Origin of the sequence: Edaphobacter lichenicola (assembly GCF_014201315.1) — a bacterium.
GTDB classification, from domain to species: domain Bacteria; phylum Acidobacteriota; class Terriglobia; order Terriglobales; family Acidobacteriaceae; genus Edaphobacter; species Edaphobacter lichenicola_B.
The window spans coordinates 384,645-398,298 of the sequence record NZ_JACHDY010000002.1; the positions used below are offsets into that span (position 1 = coordinate 384,645).

At 58.6% G+C, this 13,654-nt stretch carries 9 protein-coding genes; 7 read left to right on the forward strand and 2 right to left on the reverse strand.

The genetic code is table 11. The features are described from left to right. The first annotated feature begins 466 nt into the window (after positions 1-466). From HDF09_RS07915 to HDF09_RS07935, 5 genes are all read left to right on the forward strand, one after another. A complete protein-coding gene (locus HDF09_RS07915) occupies positions 467-1,663 on the forward strand; it encodes a GntR family transcriptional regulator (protein ID WP_183764356.1) in 1,197 nt (398 codons plus the stop codon). Between the two features lie 137 nt (positions 1,664-1,800). Beyond that, a complete protein-coding gene (locus HDF09_RS07920; protein WP_260181018.1) occupies positions 1,801-3,633 on the forward strand; it encodes a glycoside hydrolase family 13 protein in 1,833 nt (610 codons plus the stop codon). A gap of 35 nt (positions 3,634-3,668) precedes the next feature. After that, complete coding sequence (locus HDF09_RS07925; RefSeq protein ID WP_311719016.1) at positions 3,669-5,468, forward strand: glycoside hydrolase family 13 protein; 1,800 nt, start codon at positions 3,669-3,671, stop codon at positions 5,466-5,468. 215 nt (positions 5,469-5,683) lie between these two features. Beyond that, on the forward strand, positions 5,684-6,310 hold the full coding sequence (locus HDF09_RS07930; protein ID WP_183764361.1) for a GNAT family N-acetyltransferase: 627 nt from the start codon (positions 5,684-5,686) through the stop codon (positions 6,308-6,310). A 181-nt stretch (positions 6,311-6,491) separates the two neighbouring features. Next, entirely contained in the window at positions 6,492-7,364 is an 873-nt protein-coding gene (locus HDF09_RS07935; RefSeq protein WP_183764364.1) for a GNAT family N-acetyltransferase, read from the forward strand. Positions 7,365-7,384: 20 nt separating this feature from the next. Here the strand turns inward: HDF09_RS07935 and HDF09_RS07940 are convergent, their stop codons facing one another. Next, positions 7,385-8,398, reverse strand: coding sequence for an energy transducer TonB (locus HDF09_RS07940; RefSeq protein ID WP_183764367.1), 1,014 nt, complete (start codon positions 8,396-8,398; stop codon positions 7,385-7,387). 142 nt (positions 8,399-8,540) lie between these two features. Then, the gene (locus HDF09_RS07945; protein WP_183764370.1) at positions 8,541-11,057 is read right to left on the reverse strand and encodes an amylo-alpha-1,6-glucosidase; all 2,517 of its coding nucleotides are present in this window, start codon (positions 11,055-11,057) and stop codon (positions 8,541-8,543) included. Positions 11,058-11,144: 87 nt separating this feature from the next. On the opposite strand from HDF09_RS07945, the gene HDF09_RS07950 reads away from it, so the two are divergent. Together HDF09_RS07950 and HDF09_RS07955 are read left to right on the forward strand one after the other, a co-directional pair. Beyond that, complete coding sequence (locus HDF09_RS07950) at positions 11,145-11,729, forward strand: hypothetical protein (RefSeq protein WP_183764373.1); 585 nt, start codon at positions 11,145-11,147, stop codon at positions 11,727-11,729. Then, positions 11,695-13,572: a tetratricopeptide repeat protein gene (locus tag HDF09_RS07955; protein WP_183764377.1), complete on the forward strand. Its 1,878-nt coding sequence runs from the start codon at positions 11,695-11,697 to the stop codon at positions 13,570-13,572. Before HDF09_RS07950 ends, HDF09_RS07955 begins: the two co-directional genes overlap by 35 nt. Positions 13,573-13,654 lie beyond the last annotated feature (82 nt).

Below are 13,654 nucleotides of genomic sequence, written 5' to 3' on the forward strand. Positions count from 1 at the left end.
TTGGCAATCATCTCTAAGTGCTGCCGAACATCACTTCAAAAGCCGAACCAATGCAAACCTGACCACCAAGTCAGGCCAACAACGCCTTGTCACAACCAAAACTATTGGCCTTTTGAATCGAACCGAAAAATACTCGCGACGCCCGGACAATGTCAATAAGTTTGAACAGTTATTATTTTGCAAGTTATTGACAAACAAACCCCTTTGGAAGAACTTCCAATAAAAAGCTCCAATTGGTCGTACCTCTATGGCGAGCTTTACTTTATGCCGGCTGGAAATTGTCTCTACAAATCATCTGAAAACAATCAGTTAGCCTCCCATTCCCAGAGTCGCTTCGACTTCTCGTTGCAGAAGGATATCCACCAAAAGGTTGACCACCTTCGATCTGTCGGTCCAATCGCGGCTCGCCTGGATATCGATTTGTCTATACATTAACGACACACTTCAACCGATCGAATTGACTTGCATGAAGAACACCGGGATCTCCCGAACCGAGAACAAATCGTCAGCCCCCGCCGACTCGCAAACCAGCTCCGGCAGCAGGAAAGAGTCGTCCGCCACACCGAAGTACCGCGAGATCTTCGAGGATCTTCACTCCGCCATCAAGACCGGAGCCCTTCGTCGCGGAGACCGTCTTCCCAGCGAAACCGAACTCGGAAAGCGCTACAACGCCTCACGCATCACGGTGGCGAAAGCCGTCCATGAGCTCCAGTTGCAGGGCCTCGTATCGCGACGTCCTGGCTCAGGCACCCACGTTCTCGCGCCCATTGCCTCGGCCGATCACGTCTTCGGGCTTCTCATTCCCGATCTCGGCCGAACCGAGATCTTCGAACCCATCTGCAACGGCATGATGCAGTCGCCTCTCTCCAGGCCGCACTCCCTCCTGTGGGGACACTCCATGGGCGAGTTCGCCCAGCAGCAGAAGGAGGCCGAGCAGCTCTGCCACAAGTACATCGCGCAAAAGGTCTCCGGAGTCTTCTTCGCGCCGCTCGAATTCACTCCCGAAAAAGACATCGTCAACCGACGCATCGCCTCTGCGTTCGATCGCGCAGGCATTCCCGTCGTGTTGCTAGACAGGTGCTACGCCCCCTATCCCCTGCGTTCCAGGTACGACCTCGTCGGCATCGACAATCGCAGCGCGGGATTTCTCATCACCCAGCATCTGCTCCAGCACGGAGCCAGACGCATCGCCTTCGTCGCCAGGCGTCTCTCTGCCTCCACCGTTCACGGACGTATCGCCGGTTATCGAGAGGCTATCCTCGCTCGAGGAGTCAACCTGCAACAGGACCTCGTTCGTATCGGCGATCCAGAAGATCCCAAATTCCTACAGACGATACTCAACGACTGCCACCCCGACGCCATCGTCTGCGCCAACGACATCACCGCAGCCCGCATCATGCAGGGCCTCGCCGCTCGCGGAATACGCGTTCCCGATGAGATCCGCATCGTCGGAATCGACGACGTGAAATACGCGAGCCTCCTCCCCGTGCCGCTCACCACACAGCATCAGAACTGTGCCCACATCGGCGCCATGGCAATCGCAACCATGCTGCAGCGGCTCGAAAAACCCGACCTCCCCACGCGCGACATCCTCTTGCAAACGAAAACAGTCCTTCGCCGCTCTTGCGGAACCCATCCCTCGCCGAACCAAAAACTCACCTAATCGGCCGCAACGAAACACATTGCGTTCTACCTCGTCGCGAAGGTTCTCCCCTCTCAAACCACAATCAAAATGACATGACCATCGGTCGCAGTTCGTGTCCCAAATGCTATAGTGTTGCGAACTCCCGGAGGCCTGTTTTGACCACCAAGTTACGCCATCCCAACACATCCTCTTCAAGCTGGCTGCGTCTCCTTGCAATCCTTGCCACCAGCGCTCTTTGGACCTCCGGCAGCCTCGCACTAAGTCAGACACCCCAACCCTCGCCCGTCGCCACCGCCGCACACAACGACGGCCCCTGGTGGAAGCACGCCGTCTTCTACGAGATCTATCCCCGCAGCTTTCAGGACTCCACCGGCGACGGCATCGGCGATCTCAACGGCATCACCCAGCGCCTCGACTACCTCAAAAACCTCGGCATCGACGCCATCTGGATCGCGCCCATGTACCCCTCGCCCCAGGTCGACTTCGGTTACGACATCTCTGACTATGAGGCCGTCGATCCACAGTACGGCACCCTCGCCGATATGGATCACCTCATCGCCGAGGGCAAACAGCGAAACATTCGCGTCGTCCTCGACATGGTCCTCAACCACACCTCAGACAAGCACCAGTGGTTCATCGACTCCGCCAGCTCCCGCTCCAACCCCAGGCATAACTGGTACGTCTGGAACGACGGCGTCCCCGCCAACGGCCCCAACGTTACCGCCTATCAGAAGCGCTTCGAGCATGAAGGCCGCGTCCCGCCCAACAACTGGGTCTCCGGCTTCGGCGGCTCCGCATGGGAGTGGGTTCCGGCCGTCCACCAGTTCTACTATCACAAGTTCTACAAGCAGCAGCCCGACCTCAACTGGCGCAACCCCGCCGTCGAAAAAGCCTGCTTCGACGCCATGCGCTTCTGGCTCGACCGCGGCGTAGCCGGCTTCCGCCTCGATGCCATTCCCACCCTCTTCGAGGACCCCAAACTCCGCAACGAACCCGAGACCGGCGGCATCAACGCCCAGGGTGATCCCAACCTCAAAGACATCTACACCAGCAATCTCCCCGAAGTCCACGACGTCATCCGCCGCATGCGCGCCATGGTAGAGAAGTACCCAGGCAACCGCGTCCTAATCGGCGAGACCTACCTCCCCGACACCGCCGCGCTCAACGAGTGGTACGGCGGCGCGAAGCACGATGAGCTGCAACTCCCCATGGACATGCTCCTCGGCTTCCACGGCGACCGCGACAAGCTCGACGCCACCAGCTTTCGCAGGTTCATCAACGATGCCGAGACCCAGCTCAACGGCTCGCAACCTCTCTTCGTCTTCGACAATCACGACAACGTCCGCAGCTGGGAGCGCTACGGCGACGGCGTCCACGACCAGGCCATCGCAAGGATTCTCGCCAGCGTACTCCTCACCTCTCGCGCCGCCGCCCTCATGTACTACGGCGAAGAACTCGGCATGATCACCGCCACACCCACGCGCAAAGAAGACGTGAAGGATCCCATCGGCATCACCGGCTGGCCCAAAGAAAAAGGCCGCGACGGCGAACGCACCCCCATGCAATGGGACGACTCCAAAAACGCCGGATTCAGCGACGCCTCCACCACCTGGCTCCCCCTCCCATCCAACTACACCACCGTCAATGTGAAGGCCCAAGAGAGCGAACCCGACTCGCTGCTCAACTGGTACAAACAGCTAATCGCGATGCGCAAGAGCGATCCCACACTCCGCGACGGCAAACAGGTGATGCTCGATGAGTCCAACCCCTCCGTCCTCTCCTTCATGCGCGAGGGCGTCGCTGGCCATCCTTCAATCGTCGTAGCGCTCAACTTCACCGCTCAACCCCAGACCATCTCACTCAATCACGGCAAGACGGTGACCACACTCCTCACCGATGCACCCGGTCTCAAACAAACCACCAGCCTGCAGAACATCACGCTGCCGCCGTACGCTTCGTGGATCGGACAGATCGGCTCCATCAAATAGTAGATAGCACCAGCTACGACAAAAGAGGGTCGCTTGTGAACAAGACGCCGTTACGCACTTCAACCATTGCAAACTACCTCCTCTGTGCAACGCTCGCGCTCGGCAGTCTCCTACCCGGCGCACACGCACAGAGCGCAATTCAACAAGTCGCCCCCGCAGCCGACCAGAAAAACACCGCAGCCGACCCCTGGTGGAAGCACGGCGTCATCTATCAGATCTACCCACGCAGCTTCCAGGACACCGACGGCGACGGTATCGGCGACATCAAAGGCATCACCTCGCGCCTCGACTACATCAAGCAACTCGGTATCGACGCCATCTGGATCAGCCCTATGTACCCCTCGCCCCAGATCGACTTCGGCTACGATATCGCTGACTACGTGGCCATCGATCCGATGTACGGCACAATGGCCGACTTCGAGCACATGGCCGCCGAAGCCAAACGCCGCAACATCCGCGTCATCATGGACTACGTCCCAAACCACACCTCCGACCAGAGCGCCTGGTTTAAGGAGTCGCGCTCCTCCCGCACCAATCCCAAACGCGACTGGTACATCTGGCGCGACCCCAAGGGCTTCACCGCCGATGGCAAACCCATCCCTCCCAACAACTGGCAGAGCTGGTTCGGCCACTCTGCGTGGGAGTACGACGCCACCACAAAGCAGTTCTACTACCACCACTTCTACGTCCAGCAGCCCGACCTCAACTGGCGCAACCCCGAGGTCGTCAAGGCCATGATGGATGTCCTCCGCTTCTGGATGGACAAGGGCGTCAACGGCTTCCGCATCGACGCCGTCTCCCGCCTCTTCGAAGATGAGAATTTGCACGACGATCCCATCCTGCCCGGCACCAACGCCTTCGGCGATCCCAACATCCAGCACAAGTACACCGACAACCTCCCCGAAGTTCACGACATGCTCCGCGAGATGCGCAAGGTCGTCGACGAGTACCCCGGCAACCCCGTGCTCATCAGCGAAGCCGACGAACCCAACATCCTCGAGCTCTCCAAGATGTACGGCGCTAACAACGACGAGGTCCAGCTCCCCATGGACTTTCAGGTCGCCGACGTCAACAAGCTCTCCGCGCCCAGGTTCCGCGAGCTTCTCAAAGAGGTCGAGAACAATCCCGCCCACGGCCAGCCCTACTTCTTCTTCGGCAACCACGACCAGGACCGCCTGTGGGATCGCTACAGCATCGGCATTATCGACCCCGTCATGAAGGCGCGCATCGCCCGCATGATGGCAACTCTGCTCCTCACCTCGCGAGCCACCCCGCAGATGTACTACGGCGATGAGATCGGCATGGTCACCACCACGCCCACGCGCAAAGAAGACGTGCGCGACCCCGAAGGCATCACCGGCTGGCCGAAGGAAAAAGGCCGCGACGGCGAACGCACCCCGATGCAGTGGAACGACTCGAAGGATGCAGGCTTCAGCACTGCCGCCACCACCTGGCTTCCCGTCGCTCCCAACTACACGACCGTCAACGTCAGCGCCGAGTCCTCCAATCCCGACTCGATGCTCAACTGGTACAAGCGCCTCATCGACCTTCGCCGCACCAACCAGGCGCTCTACGCAGGCAGCATGACCGTCCTCAACCCCAACGAAGAGGTCCTCTCCTACCTGCGCCAGGGCCCACCCGGCAAACCCTCGGTCCTCGTAGCGCTGAACTTCTCCGGCAAACCCCAAACCCTGAACTACGACTACGCCGCCCTCGGACTCACCAAAGGCGCAACCGCCACTCTCGAAACCAACGACCCCTCTTTGAGCCAAGCCCCACTCACCAAATCAATCACCCTAGCCCCCTACGCAACCTGGATTGCAGAGGTCCAATAAACACTGTCCGATATGCTCAGTAGCACGCACCCGTGCAATCGCGAACCCGAATCGTTCAATGAGTGCATCGGTTATTGTGCTTGAATCAAGAATGTTCCACGCGATGTGGGCGTTTGATGGGTATCGATCTCCGGGAGGAATGGCCTTCTCAACGGAGCTCCAGCGTAACGCGAGAACAGGAGTGATCAAAGGTAAAGGAGGTCGTCAACAGTCTGATGCAACGTCCGTCTGAGCGACACTTTCAATGGCCCCTACAAAAGGTGGTTCTGCAGGGCTATTCTGTCCGTCTTGCTCCCGTCGACTACTCTCATCTCGACCAGCTTTCTCTTTGGTCAGGAGAGGAGGATATATGGCGGTACATGACTTTTGCGCGCCTTGCGTCGAGGGACGAACTACAGGCTTGGATAGGCACTGCTATGGATGCCAATGAGCGAGGCACCGAGATGAACTTCGCGATCATCGACGAAACGAGTCAATCCGCAGTCGGAACAACGAGCTTTTACCGGGTCGTACCGGAGCATAAGAGACTTGAAGTGGGAAAGTCCTGGTTAGGAGCTGCTTACCGGCGAACACACATCAACACGGCGGCAAAGTATTTATTGCTCAACCACGCCTTCGAAACGCTTCTGGCAAACAGGGTCGAGCTGAATACGGACGCAAGAAATGTTCTATCGCAACGTGCCATGGAACGACTCGGCGCGGTGTGCGACGGAGTCTTGCGTTGCCACACGATTATGCGCGATGGCTTTGTTCGCGACACAATGAATTATTCCTTTACGATGAACGACTGGCCCGCAACGAAGATCCGACTTCGGAGTCTACTGGAAACCCGTATCTCTTAGGGCAAAACGCTAGTTGACGCCAAAAGGCCGATGCGCTCCGCGAAGGTTTACAGCAGTGCGTTCAGGTCGCCCACCTCGCGTGTAAATCGGCGATTGAGCAACAACTAAGCTTGCTCCTGCTTGCGGGTACGATGAATGCCGCGCTGGTAGACTTCTCGCACCAAACAAAGGGCGTTTCACGATGCCATCGAAAGCTACGTCTGTCGTTATCAGGTCTGCCAGAGCCGAGGATGCCGCAACCTGTGGGCAGATCGATTATGACGCCTTCACCGCCATCAGCTCTGCTCATGGTTTTCCACCCGACTTCCCAACACCTGAGATGGCGATAAGTGTCATGTCCTCGTTATTTTCAGACCCTGATTGTTATTGCGTTGTGGCAGAGATCGACGGCCAGATCGTCGGCAGCAACGTCCTTGACGAGCGCTCCATCATCCGCGGCATCGGGCCCATCACGATTCACCCTGGAGTACAAAATAAGGGGGTTGGCCGTCTGCTGATGCAGGCCGTGATGGATCGCGCCCATGATCGGGGAGCCGCCGGAGTGCGGTTGGTCCAGGCGGCCTTTCACAATCGCTCCCTCGCCCTCTATACCTCCTGCGGCTTCGACGTCCGCGAGCCGCTCTCCTGCCTCCAGGGACAGACTCGCGAACGCAGCGTCTCCGGATGCCAGGTGCGGCCCGCTACCCCGGCGGACGAAGATGCCTGCAACTCGCTCTCTCGCCGCGTTCATGGCTTCGACCGTGCCGTCGATCTGAAACAGGCCATCTCGCATGGCACAGCCCTGGTCGTCGAACGAGTAGGCCGCGTTACCGGATACAGCACCCATCTCGCCTTCTTTGGCCACTCCACGTCGGAGACAAATCCGGATATGCAGGCGTTGCTCGCCTCCGTAGACTCCTTTGCCGGCCCCGGAGTCCTCGTCCCCTCTCGCAACAGCGCGTTGCTGCGGTGGTGCCTGCAGAATGGTCTGCGAGTGGTTCAGCCCATGACGCTGATGACCGCCGGGCTCTATAACGATCCCGCCGGCGCCTGGCTGCCATCCATCCTGTTCTAGCTTCCGGCCGGCACCTGCGTTTATCTGGGCATGGGAGTCTGCACGAAGTTAAAGGTGATCTGCGTGTTGACCTCTACTGGCCTTCCGTTGAGGAGCCAGGGGGTGTAGGTCCAGGTGCGTACTGCAGCAACCGCTGCGGCGGCAAGGTCGGAGTTTGACACCTTGACGAGCGTCAGCGATCGAACGTGCCCGTCACGCGCGATGGTCGCGTTCATCACGACCGAACCACTGCGATGGCCTACGGGATGCTCACCCCCGGTTTTATGCCCAGCCATCACGTTGCCGGGGACGGGAGTTGCGGGCTCCTCATTCTCAAGGGACGCAGGATCTATAGCAGGCGGTGTAAGGGTGGAATTGCTCTCCAACGCGCTTAGGTGAGATGTCGCCCTCTTATGTCCGTTGTCGAGAACGGTTGCGTCCAGTGCAACCTCGCGTTTCTGAAAAACTCCCATGGTGTTCCGGATAACTGCCTGTGAGCCGAAGTCATAGCTCATCCGCAGGGAAGTACTCCCTGGTGCGAAGCAGTAGGTTGGAAAAAGACCCAGCGGAGGCTGGGAGTCATCGTCGATCTTCCGAGCGAGCATGACACACTCGAGGGGGAGCTTCTCAACGGTAAGGTTACGGAGCACGGGTGTGGACTGGGATATATCTTTATCGCTCGGCATCGGGGCTACAACCTGACGGAGCAGAAGGTGTAGAAGAAACGGCGCCGAGTCTGCACCCTTCGTTCTGCTATAAACGTTGCCGCTGCGGATGATCGACGCGGTGTAGGAGGGGAAGGCATAGGTAGTCTGGTACGCAGCCGGGCTGGTCCACCACTCTTCAATGGTGCCCTGCTCGGTCGGCTGGCCCTTGTCGCTGAATAGCTGGACGTCGAGTTTGAGGTGCCACGGTTGAAGATCTGGACTGCCCAACCAACTGGAAGCTCCAGCTTGGCGGAGTCGCTCGGTGAGGGCGGCAGTGTCGGCGGCACGGGCGGCAGAGAGCAAACAGAGGCTCAGGAGAGCAGCTTGAGCAGACTTACGGATGAGCATTAAGGCGAGTCTATCGAGGTTACGGCGGCAGGACAATTGAGAAAATAAGATTCCGTAGTCATGCTGAGCCGGCGCTCCCGAAGAGTTGGCTTTTCGGAAAGTTCCCGATATCAAATCCCGAAACCACCCAACCCAGGGGTCCCTACCAGCTCAAAGTCACAACACTCTGCTGGTAGCCGGTCCCCTGCGGAAACTTCACCACCAGCTTCTCCAACTCGGCACCCTTGCCGGCTGCCGTGCCCACAATCGTTCCGCCTTCAACATGGAGATTCAGCTTGGCCGCATTCCGCCGAACCGTCAGTTCAACGGTCGCGCCCGCCTTTGCCTCGAGCTCCAGCTTCAGCGAGTGCGCCTCCGAGACCTCGCTCAGCACCTTCATCTGCGCCGTCCGCGCTCCTGGCAGCGGCAACCCATGCGGCACCGCAACCTCAACCGCCGGGAGCGCAAAGACCACCGACGAACCCTCCGCCGAAGCCCGCGAATCCGTCCCCACACCGGCCAGCCGAACCGCAGGCCCCGAGAGCGTATTCACCTTCACCACCAGACCGCGCGCCTCACGCTGATACTCCAGCGAGCACACAGACGCACCCACGTGAAGTCTCTCAACCACAGCATGAACCCAATCGGCAGGAAGATGCGGATCAAGATGAATCGAGCTCGCAAGTCCGTCTACATCGACGCCAAACAGTCCACGCAACGTGGGAGTGATCACCATCGCCGAAGACCAGAGCTGATGACTCGTACTCCGCCCGAAAGGCTGGAAGAAAGCACCAGACAACAACTCAGTCACCGCACCCAGATCCTGCGCCGTAGTCAGATCCGCGTTCTGCATCAAGTGCGCGTACCCGGCCAGAGGATGTCCCGCCCGATACTCCGCCACCGACGCCCACCCGGTAAACAAAGGCCACACCGACCCCTGGTGATAGCTGATCGGATCATAGAAAGGATCGCTCTCTGCCACATCCCTCAGACCCCAGTCCGTAGAAAAATCATGCGAAGCCCACCGCCGAAAGCTAGCCTGCGGATGAGCCAGCCCTTCACCACCGTTCCACCACGCAATCGCCGGATAGACCGTGGCAGCGCGGTCAAGCGACCCATCAGCGTTCCGGCTAAACGCATAGGCCTGCCGCGAAGCATCGTAGTACTCCGCCTCAATCTTCTTCGCCAACTCCGCGGCACGAGCGCTGGCAGTATCAGCCGTAGCCTTGTCCCCCAGCAACCCAGCCAGCTTCGCCATCGCAGCCGAAGCCTGCTGATCCAGCAGCGCAAGATAAATCTCCTGGTGCGGCATCCCGGTCGGCCAGCTCTCCACCCACCCGGTCCCCTGCGAGTTGTCATAGATCCCGTCACCATCGGTGTCATGGGTCGTCTCAAAACGCCAAGCCTTCTCAACGATTTCTCGATGCTGCCGAAGAAAGTTCACATCCCCGCTCGTCCGCACGTAGTCCAGCATCGCCGTCAGAAACAGCGGCGTCGAATCAGCAGCAGCATAAGCGTAAGAGAAGTTCTTCCAGTCAAAGTAAGCCGCAGTCTGCGGATACTCGTGCATGATCTTCCCATCATCACGCTGCCGCTTCATCAGGAACTCAAGCTCGTCGCGAGTCAACCCAAAGTCGCCAAAGCCATTCACCGCATAGAGCGTATACAAGCTGTCGCGACCAAAGTACCACCCAAAACCAGGCCTCGCCGAATCGCCCGAGGAGTAATATCCCGCGACCAACCCGATCTCGCCGCCAGGCTGCGCCTTCGCCCGCAACTGCTCAATCGACATCTCAGCCCAGGCGAAGTCGTCGTCCAATCCAGCATCCGGAGTGCGAATCGCCGTCAGGCTATCTCTCATCCCGGCATATCGCGCCGCGTGCTTCGCATACGCCTGCGGCAAAGTGGCATTCAACCGCTCCAGCTTCCCCTGAAGCGTGGCGTTGGTAGCTGTCTCCACCGTATCTCCCATCGCCATCAGCAACGGGAAGTAGCGATTCGTATCCCGCTTCGGATCGTAGTGCAGCTTCAGCTCCAGCGGATAAACTCGCGGCTTCTCCTGGTATGGAGCGAGAATCCCAGGCTGTGTATTTGGCATCGCCAAAGCTCCCGCAAGATTGGGAAAGTCAGTATGCAACACATAGAACCCGCCATCCTGCTGCTTCACCCACTCCGCCGACGGAACCCCCTGGCTGCGCTGAGGCCACATCGGCCGCATCTCCGGCGTAAAGCTGAAGGTCAAATCCATCGGCCGCGTCGAGTCGATCTGAAACATCACCACCGCGCCCGTGCCATCCTCCGCATCGTCCTGCGCAAACATGATCTGCCTTACTGTGAATGCGATATGCGAATACGTAATCACCGTGTGGTCGGGAGACACCTCGATCTCCGCCGCATCCGCATTCAGGTCGATCGGAACCGAGTAGCCCTCCACATCCGCTCGAATCGCGAAGTGGCTAAGCAGCTTGACCGGCAACACCCACGCCTCAAACGTCCCCTCCTGCTGCCCTGTCATTACCCCCTGTGTCCCCGCCACAGTAAATGGCTTCCCCGCTTCAACATGACGTCGAATCGTCAGCGCACCATCGTTCATTGGAAACGCATCGACCGGCCGCAAAGCTCCCGTCTGGGCGGCCGCAATCCCCCCAAGCATGACCACCCCAGCAAAAGCAGCTCTCATCGGCTCCTACACCTCAAAAGACCACCAGTCTACATGCTGCCGTGTTCTCTAACGACGAAGTACGATGCGACTGATAAGATGCCGCACATGCTTCGTAAATTCCTCTGCTCCATCTCGTTGCTGGCCATCGCGATCTACTTTGGGCACGCCGCATCTCCAACGTCCGGTCGGTACCAGAGTGATTCAGCCGCCATGGCTGGAACAAAGACGCTTACCGCCACAGAAGCAACGAAGTTCCTGCCCGCCACGGTCTTTTTCCGAGGTCAGAGCGCGCCCATTCAAGCCAGAAACTCTGGCGGAGTGCAATTCGCGAAAGACGCGCTTCTTCTCGTCGCCCTGGTGGATACCGCAGGCTACTCAAGTTCGGTGCAGGAGAAATATCAGGCTTATCTCATCACAGAGGCGTCAATCGACATCGAAGGGCATTCACTCAAGCCAGGAGCCTATGGCTGCGGATTTGTTGGCGGCAATACCTTCGTCGTCATGGACATCGGAGGCCACGATCTCTTCTCCGCACCCGCCGCCAAAGACGCCGCCCTCCGTCGCCCCACTCCTCTGCAGATCTTGCCCGCACCCAGCGGTACGGGATATCGCCTTTACGTCGGTCGCGACTATGTCGACTTTGCGCAGGCTCCCGTTGAGTGGAGCAACCCCACTCCCCCTCATCCGTGATTACAATCGGGCTCAGATGCAACACTTCCAGACACGCTCGCTTCTGTTATGTATCGCCTTCGCGGCTGTTCAGCTAGCGCAGGCACAAACGAACTCCGCGCCGGCAGCTTCTTCACAGACCTCTCCGACCGGCAGAGTGAAGGAAGCTGAAGAAGCATTTCGTGCCGGGTCCACAGCCTATCTTAAGAATGATCTGCTCTCCGCCCACATTCAGTTTGCCAAAGTGGTCAAACTAGCCCCTGAGGTTGCCGCCGGCCACACCGCCTTTGGCACAGTCCTACTTGCCGAGGGAGACCTCGCATACGCTGCGAATCAACTCGAACTGGCCCACAAACTCGATCCGCAGAACTCAGATGCCACACTCAACCTGGCGATCGCTTACTCTCAGCTTCGCGAATATCAGAAATCAATACATATGTTTCAGCTCCTCGACGAAACGAAGAGCGATGCAGTACAGGCACTCACGCCGCAAGCCTCCATCGCCTACGCCGCCGCCCTCGCAGCGACGGGAGAACCTGCCACCGCTCAAAAAAAATTGGAGGCGGCTCTCAATAATTCGCCTGATAACGCTGCTCTACACGATAGTCTGGGCACCATCCTCGCACAACAGCAGACCTACAGTGACGCCACAGTTCAGTTTCAGCGTGCTGTCTCGCTGGAGCCATCGCTGGCATCCGCGCATTATCACCTCGGCTCCATCTTTCTCAATCAAGGCAACCTCGCAGACGCGGTCAGCGAACTCACCAAAGCGAATGACCTGTCCAAAGAAAATGCCGAGTATGCGTCGCAACTTGGCCGTGCCCTACGCGCGAACGATCAGGAGGACGAGGCACTTACCGTACTGCGACATGCGCTGGTCGTTGACCCAGCATCGACAGACATCAAATACGAACTCGCCCTCGCCCTGCAAGCGAACGACAACCCCCGCGAAGCTATACCTCTCTTTCAACAGGTCGCTGCGGCGCGACCTCAGGATTCAGCCGTACTCACGAACCTGGGACTCGCTCTCGTACAGACAGGCGACGCAAAGGGAGCCATCCTCTTCTACCTTCGAGCCCTTGCACTGGATGAGAAAAATCCGACCCTGCGCCAGGATCTTGGCGTCGCTTATCTTCAGCAGAGCGATCTCAACCACGCCATAGAGCAGTTTCGTGCAGGTCTCCTGTTCGAACCTGACAACTCACACCTCCACTACGATCTCGGACTGGCCCTGAAGTTGAAAGACGATCCAACCGCGGCGGTCGCGGAGTTCCTTCGCGCGGAGCAACTCGATCCGAAGTTGCCTGATCCGCCCTACACGCTCGGCGTACTCTACATGCAGCTCGGACGTTTTGCAGAATCTCAGGTCGAACTTGAGAACGCCACCGCGCTACGTCCCAACAACGGCGAGGCCTGGGCTCTACTTGGCAATGTCTACAAAAACAATAACGAGCCCGAAAAGGCCGCATCAGCCTTGCGACGTGCCATCGATCTTCTACCCAACCAACCCAGTCCACACATCAGCCTTGCCGCCATCTTGAGCCAGCAGGGAGACTCTGAAGGCGCAGCCGCCGAACGCAAGAAAGCCGCATCCCTCAGCCGTATCGCTGTCAGTCGACAACGTGCCAACTTTGCCCTCGATAGCGGCAGGGCCCTTCTGAAGCAAGGCAAGACTGCCGATGCGATATTTCAATTGCAAAACGCAGTCGAAGCAGACCCAAACTACAGCGAGGCACACTCCGCGTTGGCCGATGCTCTCGACAGACAGGGACGAAGCGCCGATGCCGCTCTCGAACGACAAAAAGCCAAGAAGCTTCTCGCGAATACTTCCTCTGCTGGTGAGGTCCCTTCCGCTCATCCATAGAGGCGGCACTACAGTGCATCAAACCGTTTTTCTCTCGGCAGACTAGGCTTCTCTACAGTTCTCACCGATTTCAAGACTCTCT